The organism is Planotetraspora phitsanulokensis, assembly GCF_016863295.1.
GTDB lineage: Bacteria > Actinomycetota > Actinomycetes > Streptosporangiales > Streptosporangiaceae > Planotetraspora > Planotetraspora phitsanulokensis.
In genome coordinates this window covers 13,654-37,303 of sequence record NZ_BOOP01000020.1, presented here as the reverse complement: position 1 = coordinate 37,303, position 23,650 = coordinate 13,654, and the positions used below count along the sequence as shown (strand labels likewise).

Annotated in this window: 21 protein-coding genes; 7 read left to right on the top strand and 14 right to left on the bottom strand. The window is 71.7% G+C overall.

Annotated features, from left to right (window positions below):
* Window positions 1-19: 19 nt before the first annotated feature.
* The 4 genes from Pph01_RS21410 to Pph01_RS21395 are packed head-to-tail and all read right to left on the bottom strand — an operon-like array spanning window position 20 to window position 4,714.
* Window positions 20-2,689, bottom strand: coding sequence for a CHAT domain-containing protein (locus Pph01_RS21410; RefSeq protein WP_204074910.1), 2,670 nt, complete (start codon window positions 2,687-2,689; stop codon window positions 20-22).
* Complete coding sequence (locus Pph01_RS21405; RefSeq protein WP_204074909.1) at window positions 2,668-3,144, bottom strand: hypothetical protein; 477 nt, start codon at window positions 3,142-3,144, stop codon at window positions 2,668-2,670. The genes Pph01_RS21410 and Pph01_RS21405 overlap by 22 nt, the downstream gene beginning before the upstream one ends.
* A complete protein-coding gene (locus tag Pph01_RS21400) occupies window positions 3,141-3,662 on the bottom strand; it encodes an RNA polymerase sigma factor (RefSeq protein ID WP_204074908.1) in 522 nt (173 codons plus the stop codon). Before Pph01_RS21400 ends, Pph01_RS21405 begins: the two co-directional genes overlap by 4 nt.
* 44 nt (window positions 3,663-3,706) lie before the next feature.
* Complete coding sequence (locus tag Pph01_RS21395; protein ID WP_204074907.1) at window positions 3,707-4,714, bottom strand: S8 family peptidase; 1,008 nt, start codon at window positions 4,712-4,714, stop codon at window positions 3,707-3,709.
* Window positions 4,715-4,918: 204 nt separating this feature from the next.
* On the opposite strand from Pph01_RS21395, the gene Pph01_RS21390 reads away from it, so the two are divergent.
* Window positions 4,919-5,416, top strand: coding sequence for a DUF3145 domain-containing protein (locus tag Pph01_RS21390; RefSeq protein ID WP_239116895.1), 498 nt, complete (start codon window positions 4,919-4,921; stop codon window positions 5,414-5,416).
* Window positions 5,417-5,561: 145 nt separating this feature from the next.
* On the opposite strand, the gene Pph01_RS21385 is transcribed toward Pph01_RS21390, so the two are convergent.
* The 9 genes from Pph01_RS21385 to Pph01_RS21345 form a co-directional block, all read right to left on the bottom strand.
* Window positions 5,562-6,983, bottom strand: a complete 1,422-nt coding sequence (locus Pph01_RS21385; protein WP_204074906.1) for an acyl-CoA carboxylase subunit beta — start codon at window positions 6,981-6,983, stop codon at window positions 5,562-5,564.
* Window positions 6,984-6,997: 14 nt separating this feature from the next.
* Window positions 6,998-8,227 (bottom strand): beta-ketoacyl-ACP synthase II, encoded by a 1,230-nt coding sequence (fabF, locus tag Pph01_RS21380; RefSeq protein ID WP_204074905.1) that lies wholly within the window; start codon window positions 8,225-8,227, stop codon window positions 6,998-7,000.
* Window positions 8,228-8,300: 73 nt separating this feature from the next.
* On the bottom strand, window positions 8,301-8,540 hold the full coding sequence (locus Pph01_RS21375; RefSeq protein ID WP_204074904.1) for an acyl carrier protein: 240 nt from the start codon (window positions 8,538-8,540) through the stop codon (window positions 8,301-8,303).
* 63 nt (window positions 8,541-8,603) lie between these two features.
* Entirely contained in the window at window positions 8,604-9,560 is a 957-nt protein-coding gene (locus Pph01_RS21370; protein ID WP_204074903.1) for a beta-ketoacyl-ACP synthase III, read from the bottom strand.
* On the bottom strand, window positions 9,557-10,453 hold the full coding sequence (locus Pph01_RS21365) for an ACP S-malonyltransferase (protein ID WP_204074902.1): 897 nt from the start codon (window positions 10,451-10,453) through the stop codon (window positions 9,557-9,559). Before Pph01_RS21365 ends, Pph01_RS21370 begins: the two co-directional genes overlap by 4 nt.
* A gap of 118 nt (window positions 10,454-10,571) precedes the next feature.
* Window positions 10,572-11,741, bottom strand: a complete 1,170-nt coding sequence (locus Pph01_RS21360) for a PucR family transcriptional regulator (RefSeq protein WP_239116894.1) — start codon at window positions 11,739-11,741, stop codon at window positions 10,572-10,574.
* 148 nt (window positions 11,742-11,889) lie between these two features.
* Window positions 11,890-12,363, bottom strand: a complete 474-nt coding sequence (locus Pph01_RS21355) for a DUF350 domain-containing protein (RefSeq protein WP_239116893.1) — start codon at window positions 12,361-12,363, stop codon at window positions 11,890-11,892.
* Window positions 12,360-13,523, bottom strand: a complete 1,164-nt coding sequence (locus Pph01_RS21350) for a glutathionylspermidine synthase family protein (RefSeq protein ID WP_204074901.1) — start codon at window positions 13,521-13,523, stop codon at window positions 12,360-12,362. The genes Pph01_RS21355 and Pph01_RS21350 overlap by 4 nt, the downstream gene beginning before the upstream one ends.
* A complete protein-coding gene (locus tag Pph01_RS21345; RefSeq protein ID WP_204074900.1) occupies window positions 13,523-14,389 on the bottom strand; it encodes a hypothetical protein in 867 nt (288 codons plus the stop codon). Before Pph01_RS21345 ends, Pph01_RS21350 begins: the two co-directional genes overlap by 1 nt.
* Before the next feature lie 142 nt (window positions 14,390-14,531).
* Between Pph01_RS21345 and Pph01_RS21340 the strand changes: the two genes are divergently transcribed.
* The 5 genes from Pph01_RS21340 (at window position 14,532) to Pph01_RS21320 (ending at window position 19,571) form a co-directional block, all read left to right on the top strand.
* On the top strand, window positions 14,532-15,560 hold the full coding sequence (locus tag Pph01_RS21340) for a PHP domain-containing protein (RefSeq protein WP_204074899.1): 1,029 nt from the start codon (window positions 14,532-14,534) through the stop codon (window positions 15,558-15,560).
* Between the two features lie 112 nt (window positions 15,561-15,672).
* Window positions 15,673-16,131 carry a helix-turn-helix transcriptional regulator gene (locus Pph01_RS21335; protein WP_204074898.1) on the top strand — a complete coding sequence of 153 codons (459 nt, stop codon included), beginning with the start codon at window positions 15,673-15,675 and terminating at the stop codon, window positions 16,129-16,131.
* A gap of 88 nt (window positions 16,132-16,219) precedes the next feature.
* A complete protein-coding gene (locus Pph01_RS21330; protein WP_275412855.1) occupies window positions 16,220-18,250 on the top strand; it encodes a family 20 glycosylhydrolase in 2,031 nt (676 codons plus the stop codon).
* A 100-nt stretch (window positions 18,251-18,350) separates the two neighbouring features.
* The gene (locus tag Pph01_RS21325) at window positions 18,351-19,067 is read left to right on the top strand and encodes a helix-turn-helix transcriptional regulator (protein WP_204074897.1); all 717 of its coding nucleotides are present in this window, start codon (window positions 18,351-18,353) and stop codon (window positions 19,065-19,067) included.
* 117 nt (window positions 19,068-19,184) lie between these two features.
* Window positions 19,185-19,571, top strand: coding sequence for a VOC family protein (locus tag Pph01_RS21320; RefSeq protein ID WP_204074896.1), 387 nt, complete (start codon window positions 19,185-19,187; stop codon window positions 19,569-19,571).
* 284 nt (window positions 19,572-19,855) lie between these two features.
* On the opposite strand, the gene aceE is transcribed toward Pph01_RS21320, so the two are convergent.
* Window positions 19,856-22,609, bottom strand: a complete 2,754-nt coding sequence (aceE, locus tag Pph01_RS21315; RefSeq protein ID WP_345483354.1) for a pyruvate dehydrogenase (acetyl-transferring), homodimeric type — start codon at window positions 22,607-22,609, stop codon at window positions 19,856-19,858.
* Between the two features lie 846 nt (window positions 22,610-23,455).
* Here aceE and Pph01_RS21310 point away from each other — a divergent pair.
* Entirely contained in the window at window positions 23,456-23,650 is a 195-nt protein-coding gene (locus tag Pph01_RS21310; protein WP_203884005.1) for a DUF1918 domain-containing protein, read from the top strand.

Genomic DNA, 23,650 nt, shown 5'->3' with positions numbered 1-23,650 from the left:
GGCCCTCCGCCTCAGGCCCTCAGCCTCGGTCCGGCCGCTCCGGCGTCCCGTCCACTCGCTCGTCTCCCGCGCCGAAGCACACGAAGCCGCCGACTCCGGTCTTCGCGGCCGCCGCGCCCAGCGCCTCCGCCGGGGCGCGGCCGTCGGCGAGGAAGGCGTGGAAGACCGTCATGAGGGCCGAGGCCTCGTCGTCGCGCACCGGGGCGACCCCGGCGACCACGCAGGCTGCGCCGCGATCGAGGAAGGCCCCTGCCAGGCCGAGCACGGCGCCGTCCACCGGCGCGTGCGCCATGCCCGCGTCGCACGCGGAGAGGACCACCAGTCGCGGGACGGCCCGGAGCCGCCGCAGCTCGTACGCCATGAGGGGGCCGTCCTCCAGGGTGATCCGCGACGACATCGGGCTGCGCGGGGAGAACATGCCGTGCGCGGCCACGTGGAGCACGTCGGCCCGCTCCAGCGCCGCGAGCATCCCGGCCCTCGTCCCGGCGGCCCGCTCGGCCCCCGGATGCGTCCGGACGACCATCTCCGCCTCCGGCCCGGCGTGGGCCAGCCCGGGCCCGGCCAGCGCGACGACCACAGGCACGCCGTACGGCTCTCGCGGGCCGGACGGCCGGTCCGCGGCGAGCCAGGAGGCGCCCTCGGCCGCCACGGACACCGCCCGCCCGCGAAGGCACGGAAGGAGCGGCCACGGCAGCGTGCACAGCGATCCCGTGGGGACGACGAGCACCGGACCGCCGCCCAGGTCGACGGGCCCGAGCAGCCGCCGGCCGAGTGATTCCAGCTCGTGGTCCAGCCCGCCCGCGGCCTCGGCGTCCCGCAGGTTGCGGCGGCGCAGGCAGTACCTGATCCGGACGGTCGCCTCCACCGCGGCGGTGTAGGACCCGAGCGAATGCAACGCGCAGCCCCGTGAGCCGACGGCGATCCCCCAGAGATCGTCCTCGTCCCGTACCAGCTCAACGAGGGTGCCATCGGCCACAGGAGGGCGGGTGAAGGCGGCGGGAGGCGGTGTGCCTCTGACGATCGCCCGCCATCGCTCCGCCCAGGTGAGGACGGTCCAGGGATCGCCGCCGCCGAGCGCCGTCCGCAGGCCGAACGCGGCGAGATCCTCCGCCGGACGGGCGGCGTGCACCCGGGCCGCGTGCACCCCGGCCGTCTGCACCCCGGCCGCCTGCTGCCGGGTCGTGTGCTCGGCCGTGTCGTGGCCGCCGGGTGCGCCGGCTCCGGCCGTGCCGACGCCGGATGCCCCTGTGCCCGCTGTGGTGACGCCTGCCGTCCCGCTGTCGGCCTGGGACGCGACCGCGGCGAGTCCCGCCGCCGCGGCCTCGAGGGCGCCGGAGCGGTCGCCGTCGAGGTGCAGGAGCATCGCCGCGGCGTGCTGCCTGATCACGGTCTTGGCGGGGGATCCGGCCAGGAGCGCGAGCTGCTCCCGCGCGGTCCCGAGGTCGCCGAGCCGGCAGGCCAGGCCGGCGGCCGTGAGCCGCAGCGCGTGGGAGTCGCCGGTCCACCCGGAGACGGCCAGGCGCCCGGCGCACGTGAGGAGGTCGGCCAGCAGGTCGTGACCCGGCTCCTCCTGGAGGACCCGGGCCCGCAGCAGGACCTCCTCGGCCAGGGACGCCCATGACGACCGTCCCTGCCCGGCGAGCTCGGCGAGCGCGGTTCCGGCCGTCGCGGCGGCCCGGTGGCCGTCGCCGGTGAGCAGTTCCGCCCGGGCGAGCAGGAGCCGGGCCTCGGGAAGCGCCGCGTGCGCTCCCGCCGCCTCCAGGTCGGGCACGGCCCGTTCGACGACGGCACGCGCCTCGCCGGGCAGGCGTGCCGCCAGCAGCGCCTCCGCGTAGTCGGTACGCATCGCCGCGAGGCGCTCGGGATAGCCGGACAACGCCGACTCGGCGGCGTGGTACCTCTCGAAGGACGCGGGGATGTCCCCCCGCCGGGCGGCGACGAAGGGGAGGTTCCCCTCGGCCAGCATGGCCACATGGTCCAGGCCGGCCCGCCTGGCCAGACTCGCGCACGCCGACAGGTCGGCCTCCGCCGCGCCGTACTCCTCGAGGAAGGTGTGCGCCAGACCCCGGTTGAGCAGGCCGCCCGCCTGGAACTTGGGATCGCCGTCCAGCGACTCGATAGCGTCGTCGCAGTGGCGGACGGCCTCCCCATGGCGTCCGAGAAGGATGAGCGCCACCGAGCGCTGCACGCCGAGTCGCGCCAGATCGCTCCCCGTGAGGTCGCGCTCCGCCAGGTCGGCCAGGCGCAGCCCGCCTTCGGGATCCCCGAGCTGGGCGCGAACGGTCACCAGGGACATCCGGGCCTGTGCCACGCGTCGCGGCAGCCCCTCCCCGGCAGCGATCGCCTGCTGGAGCCGCTCCTCGGCCAGAGTGAGGTCGCCAAGCTCCCTCGTCGCCAGAGCCGACGCGCGCAGCGCGACCGAGAGCGCCTCGGGGCACGGCCCGCCCGCAGTCTCCGCCAGTACGGCTCTCGCCTCCGCCAGCGCGACGCGGGGGTCGGTGCCGGAGAGCAGGACGGCGGCCTCCGCACGCGCCACGAGGGCGGCCGCCCGCTCCGGCGTCTCCGCCCGCCCCGACGTCTCCGCGCGGTGTGGCGTCTTCTGTGGTGTCTCCGGGCGGTGTGGCGTCTCCTGCGGCGGCACGCGCTCAGCGGCGGGCTCGGGACGCGTCACGAGCGGACGTGCAGCCACCGGGTGGACACCGGCGGCTCGCCGGGACGGTGGCAGACCACGCTGACCCAGCCCGTGGGCAGGCCCCCCACGGCGAACCGGCCGTTCTCCGACAGGTCGCGCGTCTTGCTGACGTGCGACGTGCGGATCTCGGCCTGCCAGGCGGCGCCGGGGCCGGGAGCGGGGGACACCTGCCCGGCCACCTCCAGGATGCCGTCGGCTATGACGGCCTCCACATCGATGGTGAGCCCGGCCACCGAGAACCGGTGCATCCCCGGGCCGTCGTCCTCCGGCGCTCCCCGCGTCCCATCGCCGGACCTGGCGCCCGCCGGTCCGCGGACCTCGACGGGCGCCGCGACGACGCCTCCGGGCAGGCGCAGGTGGAAGGCCGCGCGGGCGTCGGCGCCGACGCGGCCGGGCACCGGGTCGGCGCCGGCGGCCAGCCGCAGCGCGGCGAGCAGGTACTCGTCCCTCATGCGGACTCCTCGAGCAGGCCGCGCAGCCGCGACATGCAGCGTGCCCGGGTGGGGCCGATGCTGCCTGGCGATATGTCGAGACGGATCGCGATCTGGGCGTACGTGGCCTCCGGCCGGAGCACGGACAGGCGCAGAAGCGAACGGCAGGGCTCGCCGAGGGACTCGAGCCGCTGCCAGGCGTGCCGGCCGAAGTCCGCGTCGACGACCGCCGCCGCCGGATCGGGCAGGACGGCGTCGGGCAACTCGTGGCCCGCCGCCACCTCTCCCCGGCGCCGGCGGCTCAGCCGCAGGGCCTCGTGCCGGGTGGTGGTGACGAGCCACGCGCCGATCCGCTCGGGATCGCGGATCGCGTCGAGGTTCTCGACCATCCGCAACCAGGCTCCCTGAACCGCGTCGGCGGCGTCGGCGGGGCCCAGCCCGAGGGCACGGGCGACCGCCCACATCCGGCCGCCGAAGCGGGCGACGAGGTCTTCCCACGCGGCCTGGTCGAGGCGGGCGAGGGGCTCTTCTACGGTCATGGACGTCACTTCGCGCATCGAGGGGGGAACGCTGCGTGAGCACACTACCGATCCTGAGTGACCATGACCCCGAGATCCGGAATTCGCCGGCCGCCCTCGAGCACGCGCCGTACGGCGTCCCGGGGCGGCATGTCCCGGCACAGGCGGGCGACGGCCCCCGCGACGACCGCGGTCGCGAACGACGTGCCGCTCCAGGCGGCGTAGCCGTGGAAGCCGGAGTGCTCGACGAAGCTGCTCGTCAGGCCGACGCCCTCGGCGCAGGCGTCCACCCACGGGCCGTGCCCGGAGAAGTCCGCCCGGGCGTCCCCGTCGAGGGCGCCCACCGCGAGCACGTCGGGAAGCGCGGCGGGCCAGAAAGGCCGTGAGGACCCCGTGTTGCCCGCGCAGGCGACGGCTGCGGGGAAGACGTCCAGCGCGTCCTCCAGGCCCACGGGCGGCCGGTCGTCGAAGGTGTGACCGCCGAAGGAGAGGTTGAGCACGTCGACCCGGTCGTGCCGAAGCCGGGCCAGCGCGCGCAGCAGGGCGGCCTCGTCGCCGACGCCGTGACTGTCCAGCAGGCGCAGGGCGCGCAGGCGCACGCCCGGAGCCTGCCGGAGGATCAGCCCGGCGACGAACGTGCCGTGCCCGGCCTGCTCGTCGAGCGCGCCGTCCCCGTCGGCGTCCGGCGTCTCGGCGATGTCGTCCCGATACCAGTCGAGCAGCCACGGATGGGGTGCCAGGCCCGTGTCCAGGACGCCGACGGTGACGTCGCAGGGCTCACCCTTCTCGTACGGCACGGCGGCCGCGGGCGTGGGCCTGCTGCCCGGACCGCCGAAGTACAGCGGTTGCCCGACGAGGAGGTGGTTGGGCGACGCGACGTGGCCCCTGTCACGCAACGTGGCGGTGAGGTCGAGCACGTCCACGCCGGGCGACAGCCGTACATGGTGGAGGGGACCGGCGGGGGCGGCGTCGTCGGCCCAGCGGGCGGCGGCGGCCGGCGACGAGGTGAGGAGTTCGCCGGGCCGGATGAGCGCGGGCCGGTCGGGGAGGTGTTCTACCAGCGCGGCGCGCATCCGGACGTCCTTCGCGGGAGAGTCACGAGTCGATCACGATAGGCGGCTTTCCCGATCCGGAGCGTTAACAAGCCTGATTCGCTATGACCTCCCTCTGGTGCCGGGCCACGACGGACGGTAGTCTCTCTTACGTTTGAAACTTGTGATCATCCCAAACTATGAGGCCGTTGGGGAAGGCGCACCTCATGGGATTTGGGAGGTCCGGTGGCTGCTGCTCGTGGCGTCCTGTACGTCCACTCGGCTCAGCCTGCGTTGTGCCCGCACATCGAGTGGGCGGTCGCAGGCGTTATTGGCGTACCCGTCGACCTGACGTGGACAGCTCAGCCCGCCGCGCCGGGCACCTTACGGGCGCAGGCGGAGTGGGAGGGCCGTCCTGGCACGGCCGCCGCGATCACGTCCTCGTTCATGGGCTGGCAGCGCATCCGCTTCGAGGTCACCGAGGACGCCTCTCCGGGCGTGGACGGCTCTCGGAACGCCTACACGCCGTCGCTCGGCGCCTTCACGGCCGTGGTGGGCGCGAACGGCGACATCCTCATCCCGGAGGATCGCCTGCGGAATGTCATGCTGATGGCCACCCAGGGCCGTGCCGTACTCGAGGACGAGCTCGACCGCCTGCTCGGCAAGCAGTGGGACGAGGAGCTCGAGTCGTTCCGCTACGCGGGTGAGGGCGCGCCGGTCCGCTGGCTGCACGCCGCCGTGTGATCACCGACTGACCCGGTCCGGCGGGGGACACCCCGCCGGACGACGTCCGACGACGCCGAAGGCGCCGGCCCCCCACGGGACCGGCGCCTTCGGCGTCGAACGGCACTCGGATCAGCGAAAGCTCATCGCCGGACCCGCCGCCGGATCAGAGCGGGATGTTGCCATGGGCGCCGCGCGCCGGGGTCGCCTGCGCGATGACCCGGGCGATCGCCCCGCGCGTCTTGGACGGCTCGAGCACCTCGTCGATGACGCCGAGATCGATGGCCCGCTGGAGACCACCGGCGACCTTCTCGTGCTCCTCGGCCAGCCGGGCCTCCAACGCGGGACGCTCCTCCTCGGAGACCGCCGCGAGTTCGCGCCGCTTGAGGACCCGTACGGCCGCCACCGCGCCCATGACCGCCACCTGGGTGGTGGGCCAGCCGAAGACCCGGGTCGCGCCGAGCGACCGGGAGTTCATCGCGATGTAGGCGCCGCCGTACGCCTTGCGGGTGACGAGCGTGACCCGCGGGACCGACGCCTCGGCGAAGGCGTGCAGCAGCTTGGCGCCGCGGCGAACGACACCTTCGTGCTCCTGGCCGACGCCGGGCAGGTAGCCGGGCACGTCGACCAGTACGACCAGCGGCACCCCGAACGCATCACACATCCGGACGAACCGAGCGGCCTTCTCGGCCGAGGTGGAGTCGAGGCATCCACCGAGCCGCAGCGGGTTGTTGGCGACGACGCCGACCGTGCGCCCGCCGAGACGGCCGAGCGTGGTGACGATGTTCGGCGCCCACTTCGGGTGCAACTCCACGCCCGGCTCGTCGAGCAGGCCGTTGACGAGCGGGTGCACGTCGTAGGCGCGGCGCGGGTTGTCCGGGAGCAGCGTGCTGAAGTCGACCTCGTCGATCTCTCCGCGGACCCGGCCCTGGTGGCCGAGCAGGGTGGCGAGCTGGCGCGCCTTGAGCAGCGCCTCCGCCTCGGTCTGCGTGATCACGTGGACGACGCCGCTGCGTTTGCTGTGCGGCTCGGGCCCGCCGAGCCCCGCCATGTCGATCTGCTCACCGGTGACGCTGCGGACGACGTCGGGCCCCGTCACGAAGATGCGGCCGTTGTCGGCGAGGATCACGATGTCGGTCAGGGCGGGGCCGTAGGCCGCGCCCCCCGCCGCCGGGCCGACGACGACGGAGATCTGGGGGACGACCCCGGAGGCCTTCGTCATCGCGGCGAACACGCGGCCCACCGAGTGCAGCGACTCGACACCCTCGGCGAGCCGGGCGCCGCCGGAGTGCCACACGCCGATGACGGGGACCCGTTCGCGTACGGCCACGTCGTAGGCGTGGATGATGTGCTCGCACCCCTCGGCGCCCATCGCGCCGCCCTGGACGCGGGCGTCGCTGCAGAAGGCGACGACGGGGACGCCCTCGACGCGGCCGGTGACGGCCAGCACGCCGCTCTTGTCCTCAGGGGAGATCAACCGGATGGAGCCCTCGTCCAGAAGGTGGCCGAGGCGCGCCCCGGGGTCGCGGGGATCGACAGGCTCCTGTTCGGAATCCCCGGTCACCGTCCCGTCGTCGAGCACAGTCATACGAGACTCCTCGCTCAAACAGAGGTGAAGACCACGGCTACGTTGTGCCCGCCGAACCCGAACGAGTTGTTGACCGCGGCGATCTGCCCGCCGGGCAGCTTGCGCGGCTCGGCGCGGACGATGTCCACCTCGATGCCGTCGTCCAGGTCGTCGACGTTGATGGTCGGGGGAACGACGCGCTCGTTCAGCGCGAGGATGGTGAAGACCGACTCGATTCCGCCCGCTCCGCCCAGGAGGTGACCGGTCATCGACTTGGTCGAGGTCACCAGCGGGTGGGTGCCGACCGAATCCTTGATGGCGATCGTCTCGACGACGTCGCCGGCAGGGGTGGAGGTCGCGTGGGCGTTGACGTGGACGATGTCGGCGCCGGTCAGCCCGGCGGCCTCCAGCGCCCGCCGCATGGCGGTCTGGATGCCCGCGCCCGTGGGCTCGGGCTGGGCGATGTGGTGGGCGTCGGAGGAGTATCCGGCCCCGGCGGCCACCGCGTAGATCTTGGCGCCGCGAGCGCGCGCGTGCTCCTCGGACTCGAGCACGACGATGCCCGCGCCCTCGCCGAGGACGAAGCCGTCACGCCCCTTGTCGAACGGCCGCGACGCGCGTGCCGGTTCGTCGTTGCGGGTCGACATGGCCCGCATCGCCGCGAAGGAGGCGACGTTGAGCGGGTGGATGGCGGCTTCCGTGCCGCCCGCGACCACCACGTCGGCCCGGCCGTCCTTGATCATCTGAACGCCGTAGGCGATGCCCTCCGCGCCGGTGGCGCAGGCGCTGACCGGCGAGTGGGTGCCCGCCCGCGCACCGATCTCGATGCTGATCCATCCGGCGGAGCCGTTCGGCATGAGCATGGGCACGGTGAACGGCGAGAGCCGGTTCCAGCCCTTCTCCTTGAACAGGTCGTAGGCGTTGAGGATCGTCGTGATGCCGCCGATGCCGCTTCCGACGGCGACGCCCAGCCGCGTCGGATCGACCTCCGGCTTGCCGGCGTCCTGCCACGCCTCGCGGGCCGCGATCAGCGCGAACTGCTCGGCGCGGTCGAGCCGCCTCGCCTCAGGCCTGGGGAGCACGTCCCCGGGGTCGACCGCCGCCACGCCGGCGAACTTCACCGGCACGGAGTCGATCCAGTCCTCTGTAAGCGCGCGGACTCCCGACCGCCCGTCGAGGAGCGCCGACCAGGAAGAGGCGGCGTCCCCACCGACGGGCGTCGTCGCGCCGATCCCGGTGACGACCACTACCCGGTCATTACTCACGTCTCTGCACTCCTCTGTATGGATTGGGTGAAACGTGCGGGTCCGGCACGTTCGCCGGGCCCGCGCCGACCGGCTAGGCCTGGATGAAGTTGATGACGTCCTTGACGGTCTTCAGGTGCTTGAGCTGGTCGTCGGGGATCTCGACGCCGAACTCGTCCTGCGCGGCGACGGCGATCTCGACCATGGAGAGCGAGTCGATGTCGAGGTCGTCCACGAAGCTCTTCTCCGGGGTGACCTCGGACGCCGGGATTCCGGTGATCTCGTTGACGATCTTGCCGAGGCCCGCCAGGATCTCCTGCTCGGTCAGTGCCATGTCGGTGGTTCTCCTTGAATTCATGGATTATCTGGATCTTGTACGGCAAGCCGTACAAAGCATTTACGGGAGCTCGATCACCTGGGAGGCGTAGGTGAGCCCCGCGCCGAAGCCGAGCAGCAGGGCGAGCCCGCCCGAAGGCACCTCGCCGCGCTCGATCATGCGGGACATCGCGAGTGGGATCGACGCGGCCGAGGTGTTGCCCGCCAGGACGATGTCCCTGGCGATGACCGCGTTGTCGGCTCCGAGCTTGCGGGCGATGGCCTCGACGATGCGCAGGTTGGCCTGGTGGGGGACGAACGCGGCGAGCTCGGCGGGGTCGACCCCCGCACGCTCGCACGCGGCCTTGGCGACCGGGTGGAGTGCCGTGGTGGCCCAGCGGAAGACGGTCTGGCCCTCCTGCTGGAGGAAGGAGTTGCGGTCCTTGACCATGATCGCGTCCGACTTGTCGCCGGCGCTGCCCCAGGCCACCGGGCCGATGCGGGGCGTGTCCGACGGGCCGACGACCGCGGCGCCCGCGCCGTCGGCGAAGATGACCGCAGTGGTGCGGTCGTTCCAGTCGACCCACTGGCTGAGCTTCTCGGTGCCGATGACCAGGACGTTCGTGGCGGACCCCGCCCGCACGGCGTCGTTGGCGGCGGCGAGCCCGTAGCAGAAGCCGGCGCACGCGGCGTTGACGTCGAAGGCGCCCGGCGCCTCGATGCCGAGCCGGTGCGCGACCCGGCCGGCCGCGTTCGGGATCTGCGCCTCGAGGGTGCAGCTCGCCACGATGACGAGGTCGATGTCGCTGCTGGACAGGCCGCTCGCGGCGAGCGCCTTTCCGCCGGCCTGGACCGCGAGGTCGATCTCCGACTCCTGCGGGCCCGCGATGCGGCGCTCCTTGATGCCGACCCGGCTCTGGATCCACTCGTCGCTGGTCTCGATCCGCTGCGCGAGATCGTCGTTGGTCACGACATCGGCCGGCTGGTAGCCGCCGAACGCGAGGATCCTCGCGCCGGGTGAACCTTGGCTGAGCCTCACTTGATCACCTCTCGGGCGGCGTCGAGATTGTCGGGAGTCTTGAGTGCGACGGTCTTCACACCGGGCAGGCCGCGGCGTGCGAGGCCGGTCAGGGTGCCGCCGGGCAGCAGTTCGATCATCGCGGTGACGCCCTCGGCCGCCATGGTCGCCATGCAGGCGTCCCATCGGACCGGGTTGGCGACCTGCTTGACCAGGCGGTCGACGAAGTCCGAACCGGCGGCGACGAGGGCGCCGTCGGAGTTGGACAGGAGTTTGACCGCCGGGTCGCCGGGCTTGATGCCGGCAGCGGCCTGGCGGAGCTGATCGACGGCCGGGGACATGTGGACCGTGTGGAACGCGCCCGCGACCGAAAGGGGAATCAGACGGGCCTTGGCCGGAGGGTCGGCCTTGAACGCGTCGAGCTGCTCGAGTGTGCCGCCGGCGACGATCTGGCCCGCGCCGTTGATGTTGGCCGGGGTGAGGCCCTGCCCGGCGATCGCGGCGAGCACCTCGTCCTCCGCGCCGCCGAGGACGGCGAGCATGCCGGTCTCGGTCACGGCCGCGGCCTTGGCCATCGCCTGGCCGCGTTCCCGGACGAGGCCGAACGCCTCCTCGCGGGTGAGCACGCCCGCGATCGCGGCGGCGGCGAGTTCGCCCACGCTGTGTCCCGCGACCAGGTCCGGCGTGACGCCGAGCACGTCGTAGGCGGCGAGGGCGGCGGCCACGAGCAGCGGCTGCGCGACGGCGGTGTCGCGAATTTCGTCGGCGTCCGCGGTCGTGCCGTACGCGATCAGGTCAAGGCCGACGATCTCGGACCAGGCGGAGATACGGTCACGGAACTCGGGGATCTCAAGCCATGGAGCGAGGAAGCCCGGAGTCTGGGCACCCTGGCCCGGGGCGGCGATGACGAGCACGTACTCAACCCTGCCCTGTAGAGGTTCGCCACACTGATGGAGATCCGAACGAACTTTGGACCCGCCGGTTTGTGGGGTACCTACAGTTTCCGTTGCGCTGCGGTTAACGGGGGCCTCGCTACATTACGGACAGGCGGCCGAGTATGAGCCCCACCTGAAGCGTGAAAGCGGATCTGCCCTCCGTGGGCTGGTATCCGGTCAGCTCGGTGATCTTCTTGAGCCGGTACCTCACGGTGTTCGGGTGGACGAACAGCAGCCGCGCGGTGGCCTCCAGCGAGGTGCCCTGCTCGAGATAGGTCGCCAGAGTGTCCAGGAGCGGCGTGCCCGCGAGAGGTTTGTAGACGTTCTCCACAAGCTGGGCCCTGGCGTCCTCGTCGCCGTCGAGGGCGCGCTCGGCCAGCAGGTCCTCGGCCAGGACCGGCCTCGGGGCGTCCGGCCACCCGGCGGCCGCTCGCAGTCCCGCGATGGCGGCGCGCGCCGAGCTCGCGGCGGCGTGCAGGTCGGGCACCTCCGGGCCGATCACGATGGGACCCGGGCCGAATCGCGGGACGACGCTGCGCGCCGCGTCCTTGACGCCCGCGGCGCCGCCGACGATCACGATCAGCCGGTCGCCCTGCACGCCGGCGAGCAGTTCGTGACCCACCCGGCGGCCCTTGTCGCGCAGGCCGTCGATGATGCTCTGCGGATCGTCGTCGGGCGCGTGCCCCGCGAAGACCATGACGGGCGCGGACGTCCAGCCGAGCGCCGCGGCCCAGGAGTGCAGGCCGTCGTCCACCTGCCCGCGCACCAGAGCGTCGACGATCAGCGCCTCGAGGCGGGCGTCCCATGAGCCGCGCGCCTCAGCCTCCCGCGCGTACACCTGCGCAGCGGCGAAGGCGACGTCGCGCGTGTAGCGGAGCATCGCGTGGCGGAGCACGTCCGCCCCGCCGGGCGCGGCGAGCTCGTCGACCTGGGCCTCGACGACCTCCACGACGATGCGGACGAGGTCGACGGTCTGCTGGAGGGACACGCTGCGCTTGAGCTCGCGCGGCGCGGTGCCGAAGAACTCGATGCTCGGGGTGGGCCGTCCCTCGCCCGCGTGGCCGAACCACTCGACGAACGCCGCGATGCCCGCCTGGGCGACCAGGCCGACCCACGACCGGTCCTCCGCGGACAGCGCGCGGTACCAGGCGAGCTGCTCCTCCATGCGGGCCATCGCGGCCGTGCCCAGGCTGCCCATGGCACGGTCGAGCCGTCGCGCCGTGTCCTCCTGGACCTTCGCGTTCATGCCGCCTCCCCGGCCGTCCATGCGAGCGAGGGCACCGACGTGCCCGTCGCCGCGCACCTGCCGGCCGTCCTGCTCTCCCGCTCGCTCACGTCTCTAGCGTGCCAGGTCATCCGGGGTGCTGCGGCACTCGGCGCGGCAGGGCATGACGTGGCGGTCATCCGTACGGGTCCTAGATGACCGCGACGGCGGTGACGAGGCCGATCACGAAGTGCGTGACGGCCAGCAGGAAGGCGGCCGGCTGGAGGGTGGGCTCCTGGACGAGCTCGCGGACGGAGATCCCGGCGATCCGGTCGAACACCACCATCCCGAGCGTCTGCGCGACGATGCCGACCAGCCCGAAGACGAGCGTGGCGAGCAGCCCCTCGCGCAGGACGCCTCCGGACGACCAGATCGAGGCCGCCACGATGAGGCCGACGGCCGCGAGGCTGGAGGAGGCGAGCAGGGTCGCGTTCGGGTTGCGCTCCGTGCGGATCACCTTGCTCAGCCGTCCGGGCGTGGCCAGGTCGATCACGTAGAAACCGGCGATGAGCAGCAGCACGCCGAGGATCGCGTACGCCAGGATCGCCAGCGAACCGTGGCCGAGGACCTCGGCGAACGACGTGGTGGGGGGTGCGGGATTCATCGTGAAGGCGGTCGCTTTCATCCGTGGATGCGGTGGGGGACGAAGGAGGAGGTGTCATCGGTGATCAGCCCGGAGGTCTCGCGGATGCCCAGCCCGGCCGACTCGTCGTCGACCACCCAGGCCCCGAGGACCGGCCGCCAGCCGGAGAAGTCGGGCAGAGCGAGGAACTCCTGGTAGACGAAGCCCTCGGCGCCGTAGTCGCCGTCGGTCTCGACTGTGAGGCCGGGGGTGACGACGCGCATGGACGCGCCCTCGCGGCCGAGCAGCGGCTTCTGGACGTACCCGGCGCCCGCGGCGAGGTCGCGTGGCCCGTCGAGGTAGGCGGGGAGCAGGTTCGGGTGGCCCGGGTACAGCTCCCACAGGACGGCCAGCAGCGCCTTGTTCGACAACAACATCTTCCACAGGGGCTCGACCCAGGCCATCGAGATCTGCTGGGCCATGGCGTGCGGCCCGAACGGCTCGGCGACGATCCACTCCCAGGGGTAGAGCTTGCACAGGGAGCGGATCACCCGGTGCTCCATGTCGACGAAACGCCGGTTGAGCGCGTCCCAGCCGATGTCCTCCATGGCGATCGCGACCGTGGCCAGCCCGGCCTGCTCGGCGGTCTCCTGGAGGTAGGCGAGCGTCATCACCTCCTCGCCCGTCTCGTCGGCGTTCGTCCAGGCGAAGTGCACCGGGCCCGTCGGCAGCGTCAGCGCCTTCCACCGGTCGATCAGCCGCTCGTGGATGGAGTTCCACTGGTCGTCCTCGGGGAAGACGTCCTGTAGCCAGAACCACTGGACGACGGAGCTCTCCACCAGGCTGGTCGGGGTGTCGGCGTTGTACTCCAGCAGCTTGGCCGGCCCCGTCCCGTCGTAGCGCAGGTCGAACCTGCCGAAGACGTGCGGGTCACGCCGGCGCCAGGACTCCGCGACGGCCGCGCGCCACGCGGGCGGGACGGCGAAGTCGGCGAGCCGGTCGTCGGCGACCACGTGCTCAGCGGCCGCGAGGCACATCCGGTGGAGCTCCTCCACCTGCTCCTCGAGCTCGAGGACCTCGTCCATGGTGAAGACGTAGTGGACGCCCTCGTCCCAGTACGGCCTGGCCAGCCCTTCGGGGTGGGCCGACCGGTGGAACGCGAGCCCCTGCGACTCGACGGTGGCGGCCCAGTCGTCCCTGGGCCGTGACGCCTCCCTGCGCATCAGCCGCCGCCGCCGACGTGGAAGCCGAACCCGCCGCGCTGGATGACCCGTCCCGACCGCGTCGATATCTGCGAGCCGGACGGCTTGATCGTCGTCCCGTGCAGGACCCGCCCGGCCAGGCGGGTGCCGCCGTAGTACCACCCGTAGGCGCCATGGGAGCCGTGGTAGCGCGCGTCGTCGCAGTAGTCGTCGCTGACCACGGCGTACGAGCCGTCGGCCTGCCGGCTGGAGGTGTCGACGCAGTCCGCGTTCACCTCTTCGTAGCGGTTCTGCGCGACGCAGAATCCGACGACGAGGGTGGACAGTCCGCCCATCATGCCGAGCTTGATCACGCTCGACTTCTTGATGCCGCGCGGTCGCGGTTGCCTGAGCGGTGCCGTCCCCGCGAACGGGGGAGCGGGCTGGCGCGGAGGCTCGTACGGAGGCGGCTTGTAGGGGGGCGGAGCCTGGGGGTGGTCCACTCGCGGACGCTCGTCCTCGGGACCGGCCTCGTCCTTGGCGGCGGCGTCGTCGGGAGCGGACTTGTCCTCGGTGGCGGCGTCCTGTGGGGCGGGGCCGTCGGGGGTGGGCTCGTCCTTGGGGGTGACGTCGTTAGAAGCGGCGTCGTCCGGAACGTCTTTGGAGGCGGGCTCCTCGGAGGCGGCGTCGTCCGGGGCGGGCTCGTCCTTGGGGGTGGCGTCGTTGGAAGCGGCGTCGTCCGGAGCGGGCTCATCCTTGGCGGCGACGTCTTTGGAGGCGGGCTCCTCGGAGGCGGCGTCGTCGGGAGCGGGCTCGTCCTTGGGAGTGGCGTCCTCGGGGGCGGCGTCCTGTGGGGCGGGGCCGTCGGGGGCAGGTTTCTGCGGAGGGTTCTCCCCGGATTCCTTCATCGGGCTCCCCTCAGTAGAGAATCTGTGCAGATCGGTCGAACGATAGCGCCAGCCAGACGAACGGGACAGGGGAGGGTTTGGTTCCCGGCCGCCCTCGGGAACGGCCGCGCGCTCCCGGCCCGCACTCGGGTAGCGTGCCGGTGTGGATCCGGTCGAGGCCCTCAAGCGGATCGCCTTCCTCCTGGAACGGGCGGGCGAGCCCACCTTCCGCGTCCGGGCGTTCCGCGGCGCGGCCGCCACCGTCGGAGCCCTCCCGCATGACGAGCTCGTACGGCTCGCGCGGACCGGCGGCCTCGGCGACCTCAAGGGCATCGGCAAGGTCACCGCCCTCGCCGTGACCGAGGCGCTGAACGGCGACGTGCCCACCTACCTCCGGCGGCTGGAGGCCACCGCGGACGTCGACCTGGACGACGCGGCGTTCGCGCTGCGGGCGGCGCTCAGGGGCGACCTGCACAGCCACTCCGACTGGTCCGACGGCGGTTCGCCGATCGAGGAGATGGCGGCCGCGGCACGGGCGCTCGGCCACGACTATCTGGCGCTCACCGACCACTCGCCCCGGCTGACGGTCGCGAACGGGCTGTCCGCCGACCGGCTGCGCACGCAACTCGGCGTCGTCGAGGAGCTAAACGCCGGCTTCGCGGCCGAGGGCTCGGCGTTCCGGATCCTCACGGGCATCGAGGTCGACATCAACCCCGACGGCTCCCTCGACCAGGAGCCCGCCCTGCTGGAACGGCTCGACGTCGTGGTGGCGAGCGTGCATTCGCAGCTGAAGATGGGCGCCGACGACATGACCCGGCGGATGGTGACGGCCATCGCGAACCCCCACGTCGACGTGCTCGGCCACTGCACGGGCAGGATCGTGCGCGCCGGCGGACGCCGGGGCGGGCTGCGTCCCGAGTCGGCGTTCGACGCGGAGATCGTGTTCGAGGCGTGCAGGCGGTTCGGCGTGGCCGTCGAGATCAATTCGCGGCCCGACCGGCTCGACCCGCCGAAGCGGCTGATGCGGCTCGCCTACGAGATGGGCTGCTCCTTCTCCATCGACTCTGACGCGCACGCTCCCGGTCAGCTCGACTGGCAGCGGAACGGCTGCGAGAGAGCCGCGCTCTGCGGGATCGGCCCCGACCGCGTCGTCAACGCGCGGCCGTGGGAGGAGCGGCACGTCGCAGGCTGACCTCTCAGGCTGACGTCTAGGGTGCCCGGGGTGTCCCAGGTGATGGTGGTGTGGCGTCCGGGTGAGACGTTTTCGTGGGGTTTCACCGGGCTCGTCGGCGTAGCTTCGAATCATGGACCGCCGCGACGCCCTGGTGGAGGAGCTCCGCGCCGGCGGCCGGCTCTCCGCCCGTGAGCTGGCGTCGCGCCTCGGGGTGAGCAGGCGCACGGTCATCCGGGACGTCGCGCGGCTGCGCGAGGAGGGCGTGCCCATCAGGCTGGATTCCGGCGGTTACGTCATCTCGGAGCTGGAGTCGGTCAAGCGGTCGATCGACCAGGCGCTGCTCGGGCGGCGGATCCTGCGGATCGAGTACGGCGACGGGCGGGGGGCGGTGACGTCCAGGGACGTCGAGCCCAGCATCTGCCTCGGCGGCAGGGGAGGCCACTGGTACCTGGTGGCGTGGTGCCGTCTGCGGGACGACGTGCGGGTCTTCCGCCTGGACCGGATCGTGTCGGCCGTCGTCACCCGTGAGCGGTATCCGGAGCCCTCGCCGGATCGTCTCGCGGACCTCGCGGACGCCGTCGGCGTCTGAGAACCTCCCGGCTTCGGCGGATCCTTGACGCCCTCCCAGCTGTAAGTAAAGCTCACTAATTATTTAATTCCGGCTCGTGGAGGGCGCCATGAGGCCTGCCGTACCGCTCGATCGGGCCTCGGGGCGGGGCTCCCGGCGCGCCCGGTTCGCCGTGCTGTCGCTCATGGTCGCGCTCCTCACCGCCGGGGCGGAGGTCGCCGTGCTGACCACCGCCGAGCCGGCTCGCGCCGCCACCATCGGGGACGTGGTGCCCGCACCCGTGTCGGCGCAGCCTGCGAGCGGGACGGTCTACACGCTGCCCGCCGAGGCCGGCATCTTCACCGAGGCGGGCTCCGCCCAGGCCGCCGACGTGGGGAGCTATCTGGCCGGGATCCTGCGGCCCTCGACGGGCTACCCGCTGCCGGTCTCCGCCGCCGGGACGGGCGCGCCGGCCGCCGGCATCTCACTGCTGCTCACCGGCGCGGACGCGACCGTGGGGCAGCAGGGCTACCAGCTCGACGTGACGTCGGCGTCCGTGGTGATCCGCGCGCGGACGGCCACCGGCCTGTTCAACGGCGTCCAGACGCTCCGGCAGTTGCTTCCCGCCGAGGTCGAGAGCACGACGGTGCGCCCCGGTCCCTGGACGGTGCCCGGTGGGCGGATCGTGGACTACCCCCGCTTCGCCTACCGGGGCACCATGCTGGACGTCGCCCGGCACTTCCACCCGGTGGCGACGGTCAAGCGGTACATCGACAGGATCGCCCTCTACAAGATCAATTATTTGCACCTGCACCTGTCGGACGACCAGGGCTGGCGGATCGTCGTCGACGCGTGGCCCCGGCTCGCGACGTACGGCGGCAGCACCCAGGTCGGCGGTGGAGCGGGCGGGTACTACACCAAGGCCCAGTACCAGGACATCGTCGCCTACGCCGCGCAACGGCAGATCACGATCGTGCCCGAGATCGACATGCCCGGGCACACCAACGCGGCCCTCGCGTCGTACGCCGAGCTGAACTGCAACGGCGTGGCCCCCGCCCTCTACACCGGCACGGACGTCGGCTTCAGCTCGTTGTGCACCTCCAAGGAGACGACCTACGCCTTCGTACAGAACGTGCTCGGCGAGCTCGCGGCGATGACGCCCGGGCCGTACCTGCACATCGGGGGAGACGAGGCCAGCGCGACCTCCGCGTCCCAGTACGCGACCTTCATGAACCGGGTGCAGCCACTCGTCGCCGCGACCGGCAAGACGGTGATGGGCTGGCACCAGATCGGCGCGTCCGCGGTGCAGCACTCGCCGGGACGCGTGACGCAGTACTGGGGTCTGACCACCTCGGACTCCCTGGTCAGCGGTGCCGTGTCGAAGGGCGCGAAGGTCGTGATGTCCCCGGCCGACAAGGCGTACCTCGACATGAAGTACACCTCGTCGACGACGCCGGGACAGAACTGGGCGGGCTACATCGAGGTGCAGACGGCCTACGAGTGGAACCCCGGCACGTATCTCAGCGGCGTCCCGGAGAGCGCCGTGCTCGGCGTCGAGGCGCCGCTGTGGACCGAGACCGTCGTCACCGAGGATCACATCGAGAAGATGGCCTTCCCCCGGCTGCCGGCCATCGCCGAGCTCGGCTGGTCCCCGTGGTCCACGCACAACTGGGCCGCCTTCCGCCAGCGGCTCGGCGCCCAGGGCCCGCGCTGGACGGTCATGGGGATCGACTTCTACCGGTCGCCGCAGGTGCCGTGGGCGACGGGTGACCAGGGGACCGTGCGGTACGAGGCGGAGAACGCCGTCATCTCACGCGGCGTCGCCGAGTCGAACCACGCCGGGTTCTCCGGCACCGGCTTCGTGAACTACGACAACGCCGCGGGGAGCTACGTGCAGTGGACGGTGAACGCCGCGGCCGCGGGCCCCGTGACGCTCCGGCTGAGGTACGCCAACGGCACGTCCACCGGCCGGCCCATGGACATCTCCGTCAACGGCACGACGGCGGCGGCGGGCGTGGCATTCAACGGCACCGGGGCGTGGACCACGTGGCAGACCAGGACGCTGACCGTCAACCTGAACGCCGGGACGAACACGATCAGGGCCACCGCGACGACGTCCGGCGGCGGCCCCAACGTGGACTACATCGAGATCCAGCGATGAACGGCGCCCACGCGGAGGCGGGGCGGGAGAGGGCGGGCTCCGGCGTCCCGTAGACGCGCGAACGCCGTAATTGTCGGTGGTGTGGCCTACCGTCTCGCCTGTGAACCGTACCGACCGGCTGTATGCGATCGTCGAAGACCTGCGGGCGATCTCCCCACGCTGCAGGTCAGCACGCGATCTCGCCCGCCGGTTCGAGGTGAGCTCGCGCACCATCGAGCGGGACATCGCGGCCCTGCAGCAGGCCGGGGTCCCCGTCTACGCCGAGGTGGGGCGCAAGGGAGGCTACGTGCTCGAGAAGAGCATGTCGCTGCCCCCGCTCAACTTCACCCCCGCGGAGGCCGTGGCCGTCGCCATCGCGCTGAACGGGGCCGACGGGCAGCCCTTCGCGGACGACGCGCGGAGCGCGTTGCGCAAGCTCGTGGCCGCGATGCCCGGCCACGAGGGAGACCGGGCGCGGCAACTGGCCACCCGCGTCCAGGTGATGTCCTCGCAGCGGGCCGACGTACCGCAGCAGGCCGGGGCGGTCGCCCGGGTCATCGAGGAGGCCGTGCTCAAGGGCGTCGTCGTCCGGATCAGGTACGGCGACGCGACGGGCTCCGTGACCGTCCGCGAGGTCGAGCCGGGGATGTTCGTCGGCGGCGGCACCGGCTCGTGGTATCTGGTCGGCTGGTGCAGGCTCAGGGAGGCCGTTCGCGTGTTCCGGCTCGACCGGATCGAGGACGCGGTGCTCACCGAGCAGCGGGCACCGCTCCGGCCACTCTCGGAGTTCGACACGGACATGTCCGGCGCGATCGCCCGCCATCCGGTGCTGGACTGAGCGGACCGGTCGCAAACCGGGAAAGGCGCCGCCGGAAACACCGACAGGGGGTTGTCGCCATCCGCCGCGAAGCTTGATCCAACGGCTTGGACCATCTGAAGCAGCGAGGAGGCGGCGATGAGCGTGCCGGCGATCAACACCGTGGCGTGGTTCGAGGTGGCGAGTGACGACCCGGACGCCGCGCAGCGCTTCTACGGCGACCTGTTCGGCTGGCGGTTCGAGACCGATGAGGACTCCGCGGCCGGCGGGATGGATTACCGGATCGTCAGCTACCCGGGTGACGGGCAGGCCCGGGGCGGCTTCTCCGGCACCGGCGGGCAGCGGCCGGGTCACGCGGTCTTCACCGTCCTGGTGGCCGACGTGGCGGGCACCTGTGCGAAGGCCGAGTCGCTCGGCGGCACGGTGGTCTCCAAGGTCGTGGGCAACGCTCACGGGCCCGACTTCGCCTACGTCCACGACACGTCGGGCAACCTCTTCCAGATCTTCGCCGAGGTGGGTTCCTGACCCGCTGAAGCGATCCCGGGCCGTCCGATCGCCCGCCGGGACTCTGCTCCCGTGTTTCCCCTCCGGCGCTTCCCCACGGTGACCTGCCTCCGGGCCGAGAGGGCGATCGGACGGCCCTTCCCTTTGCCCGCGTCCCCTTTGCCCGCGCCCCTTGGTCTCGCGGTGACCACCTCGGCCCCTTGTCCGGCCTGTGACCGGCACAGGACCGCCAGGGCTGGTGAAGAAACAGAAACGGCTCCCGCCGGCGGCGGGAGCCGTTTCTGCTGAGTGAATCCTGGGAGAGGTCAGACACCCATCGACTGGGTGTCGTTGGTCTCCGGGTTCGGGTGGCTGGCCACCTCGGTCACACCGTTCTTGAGGTGGTAGCGGGCGACGGCCTCCTGAAGCACTTCCTGCTTCATCTCGCCACGCCTGACCAGCTGGGTCAGCACCGCCAGCGTGATCGAGGCCGCGTCCACGTGGAAGTGGCGGCGCAGCGCCGACCGGGTGTCCGACAGGCCGAAGCCGTCGGTCCCGAGCGAGGCCCAGTCGCCGGGCACCCACTGCGCGATCTGGTCGGGAACCGCGCGCATGTAGTCGCTGACGGCCACGAGCGGCCCCGGCACGCCGGCCAGCTTGCTCGTCACGTACGGGATCCGCTGCTCGGCCTCGGGGTTGAGCAGGTTGTGCTCCTCGGCCGCCAGGGCGTCCCTGCGCAGCTCCGACCACGAAGTGGCCGACCACACGGACGCGGCCACACCCCAGTCGTCGGCGAGCAGGCGCTGCGCCTCGAGCGCCCACGGCCCGGCCACGCCCGAGGCGAGGATGTTCGCCTTCGGCCCGTCACCCGTCGCGGGGGCGAAGAGGTAGAGACCCTTGAGCACGCCCTCGACGTCGAGGTCGGCCGGCTGGGCCGGCTGCTGGTAGGGCTCGTTGTAGACGGTCATGTAGTAGAAGACGTTCTCGGGGTCGTCCCCGTACATCCGCCGCAGGCCGTCCTTGACGATGTGCGCGATCTCGAACGCCCACGCCGGGTCGTACGACACGGCCGCGGGGTTCGTCGAGGCGATCAGCGGCGTGTGGCCGTCCTCGTGCTGGAGGCCCTCGCCGTTCAGCGTCGTGCGGCCCGCGGTGGCCCCGAGCAGGAAGCCGCGGCCCATCTGGTCGGCGAGCTGCCACATCTGGTCGGCGGTGCGCTGGAACCCGAACATCGAGTAGAAGATGTAGACCGGGATCATGTGCTCGCCGTGGGTGGCGTACGACGTGCCCGCCGCGATCACCGACCCCATCGAGCCGGCCTCGCTGATGCCCTCGTGGAGGATCTGGCCCTCGGTCGACTCCTTGTAGGACAGCAGCAGGTCGCGGTCGACCGCCTCATACGTCTGCCCGTGCGGGGAGTAGATCTTGGCGGTGGGGAACATCGCGTCCACGCCGAACGTGCGCGCCTCGTCGGGGATGACCGGCACGAATCGGTGGCCGATCTCCTTGTCGCGCATGAGGTCCTTCAGGAGGCGGACGAACGCCATCGTGGTGGCGACGTTCTGCTTGCCCGAGCCCTTGGACAGCTGCTTGTAGACGTCGTCTCCGGGCAGCTTGAGCGCCTTGGACCGTACGACGCGCCGCGGCAGGAACCCGCCGAGCGCGGCCCGGCGCTCCTTCATGTAGGCGATCTCTTCGTTGTCCGGGCCCGGGTGGTAGTAGGGCGGCAGGTCGCCCTCGAGGTCCTTGTCCGGGATCGGAAGGTAGAGCCGGTCGCGGAACTCCTTGAGCTCGGCCTTGCTCATCTTCTTCATCTGGTGCGTGGCGTTGCGCGCCTCGAAGTCCTTGCCGAGCGTCCAGCCCTTGATGGTCTGGGCGAGGATGACGGTCGGCTGGCCGATGTGCTCGCGGGCCGCCTTGAAGGCCGCGTAGACCTTGCGATAGTCGTGGCCGCCGCGCGACAGCTTGCGGATGTCGTCGTCCGACATGTGCTCGACCATCTTGCGCAGCCGGGGGTCGCCGCCGAAGAAGTTGTCCCGGATGTAGCCGCCCGACTCGACCGAATAGGTCTGGAACTGGCCGTCAGGCGTGGTGTTCATCTGGTTGACCAGCACACCGTCGACGTCCGCCGCGAGCAGCGGGTCCCAGTCGCGGCCCCAGACGACCTTGATGACGTTCCAGCCCGCACCGCGGAAGTACGACTCCAGCTCCTGGATGATCTTTCCGTTGCCGCGCACCGGGCCGTCGAGCCGCTGGAGGTTGCAGTTGATCACGAAGGTGAGGTTGTCGAGCTCCTCACGCGAGGCGACCCCGATGGGACCGAGCGACTCGGGCTCGTCCATCTCGCCGTCGCCGAGGAAGCACCAGACATGGCTGCGGCTGGTGTCCTTGATCTTGCGGCTGAGCAGGTAGCGGTTGAACCGCGCCTGGTAGATCGCGGCGAGCGGGCCGAGGCCCATGGACACCGTGGGGAACTCCCAGAAGTCCTGCATCAGGCGGGGGTGGGGGTAGGAGGGCAGGCCGTGGAAGCCGTGCGACAGCTCCTGCCGGAACGCGTCGAGGTCGTTCGCCGTGAGGCGGCCCTCCAGGAAGGAGCGGGCGTAGATGCCCGGCGCCGCGTGGCCCTGGATGAAGACCTGGTCGCCCGACTCGCCGTGGTCCTTGCCGCGGAAGAAGTGGTTGAAGCCCACCTCGTACAGCGACGCCGCGGAGGCGTAGGTGGCGATGTGGCCGCCGACGTTGGTGTGGGCGTTGGCGCGGCTCACCATGACCGCCGCGTTCCACCTGATGTAGGCCCGGATCCGGCGCTCGACGTACTCGTCGCCCGGGAACCACGGTTCCTTCTCCGGCGGGATGGTGTTGATGTAGTCCGTGCTGCGCAGGCCGGGGACCCCGACCTGGTGTTCACGGGCGCGCTCCAGCAGGCGGAGCATCAGATAGCGGGCTCGGGTGCGGCCCTCGGTCTTGATGACGTTGTCGAGCGATTCGAGCCATTCCTGGGTCTCGCTCGGGTCGACATCAGGCAACTGGCTGGGTAGGCCGTCGCTGATGATCGAGAAACGCTGGCGTCCGGAAGCCACTGGGTCTCGCCTTCCGAGAATGGACATTGGTCACGTCGGATCTTGCTGAACTCTTGCCGGCTGGGGGTGCGTCCCTGCTGGATCGCCGCTCCGCTTGGTCGACTTCCATCCTGGCTCTTCGGTCCGGAAAGCGCATCTCTACTCTCCGGTAACCAAATTGTCCCTGCTGGCAGCAGGGCTTGGATGGCCTAGACCACCGATGGTAGGACGATTTTGGCAAACCGCCCACTTGCTCTTGCCATGGGGGCCGAAATAAGCCGTCTGCGGCGCTCGTGCCCGTGGACGCTATACGACTCCCGTCGGGTACTTCCCCCCGGGACTCCTCTCTAAAGGGAAGACCGGCGTCCATCTCGGAAGGCGTGATGATCAGGTGGCCGCCGGGTGGCGGGGAGGGGCCCCGTGAGCCCGGTCCTCGGGCGTCCAGCCCCCCGCCTGGTCGTCAGCCAGGCATTGGCGTCTGTTGTCAGCCCGGCTCTGCCGTCCGCCGATGCCGTGGAGTCGGCCCGGTCCTGCCGTCCGCCCCAGCCGGATTCCCCGTCCGCGTAGGCCGTCCCGTCCCGGCTGGACGGTCCGTCCGGCCCCGCGGCGTCCGGCCCTGGACGGCCCGTGCGGCCCGCGGCGCCCGCCCTGTCCGGGCCCCTTTCCGGACCGCAGCCGCCTGCCTCGGGAGTGCGGACGAGAGGGCCGTACGGCCGGCCCTCGTGATCGTGGAGGCGGCGCCTGTCCGGCTGCATATCCGCAGCGTAACGTTTTGGTATGTGTTGTCCCCGCCTCTCGAGAGGGTGGGGTTTCTCCTCTTTCCAGCTGGCGATAGCCGTATCAGGCTCAGAGAGGGAGGGGATCGAGATGCACGCAACCGTTGGCGACAGGCTCGTGGTGCACGGAGCCGTCGTCGGAGAGCACGACAAGTGCGGCGAGATCATCGAAGTCCGCGGCGTCGGTGGCGAGCCGCCGTTCCTGGTCCGCTTCGAGGACGGGCATCAGGCGCTGGTCTTCCCGGGCCCGGACGCCGTGATCGTCCATGAGCACAGGGGATCGTAG

Excerpts from the sequence above, each read along its gene's own strand:
- Pph01_RS21405 (WP_204074909.1), bottom strand. The coding sequence starts at position 3,144 with ATGAGGGACGAGTACCTGCTCGCCGCGCTGCGGCTGGCCGCCGGCGCC.
- Pph01_RS21400 (WP_204074908.1), bottom strand. The coding sequence starts at position 3,662 with ATGACCGTAGAAGAGCCCCTCGCCCGCCTCGACCAGGCCGCGTGGGAA.
- Pph01_RS21395 (WP_204074907.1), bottom strand. The coding sequence starts at position 4,714 with ATGCGCGCCGCGCTGGTAGAACACCTCCCCGACCGGCCCGCGCTCATC.
- Pph01_RS21385 (WP_204074906.1), bottom strand. The coding sequence starts at position 6,983 with ATGACTGTGCTCGACGACGGGACGGTGACCGGGGATTCCGAACAGGAG.
- Pph01_RS21375 (WP_204074904.1), bottom strand. The coding sequence starts at position 8,540 with ATGGCACTGACCGAGCAGGAGATCCTGGCGGGCCTCGGCAAGATCGTC.
- Pph01_RS21360 (WP_239116894.1), bottom strand. The coding sequence starts at position 11,741 with ATGGACGGCCGGGGAGGCGGCATGAACGCGAAGGTCCAGGAGGACACG.
- Pph01_RS21355 (WP_239116893.1), bottom strand. The coding sequence starts at position 12,363 with ATGAAAGCGACCGCCTTCACGATGAATCCCGCACCCCCCACCACGTCG.
- Pph01_RS21350 (WP_204074901.1), bottom strand. The coding sequence starts at position 13,523 with ATGCGCAGGGAGGCGTCACGGCCCAGGGACGACTGGGCCGCCACCGTC.
- Pph01_RS21345 (WP_204074900.1), bottom strand. The coding sequence starts at position 14,389 with ATGAAGGAATCCGGGGAGAACCCTCCGCAGAAACCTGCCCCCGACGGC.
- Pph01_RS21335 (WP_204074898.1), top strand. The coding sequence starts at position 15,673 with ATGGACCGCCGCGACGCCCTGGTGGAGGAGCTCCGCGCCGGCGGCCGG.
- Pph01_RS21330 (WP_275412855.1), top strand. The coding sequence starts at position 16,220 with ATGAGGCCTGCCGTACCGCTCGATCGGGCCTCGGGGCGGGGCTCCCGG.
- Pph01_RS21320 (WP_204074896.1), top strand. The coding sequence starts at position 19,185 with ATGAGCGTGCCGGCGATCAACACCGTGGCGTGGTTCGAGGTGGCGAGT.
- Pph01_RS21310 (WP_203884005.1), top strand. The coding sequence starts at position 23,456 with ATGCACGCAACCGTTGGCGACAGGCTCGTGGTGCACGGAGCCGTCGTC.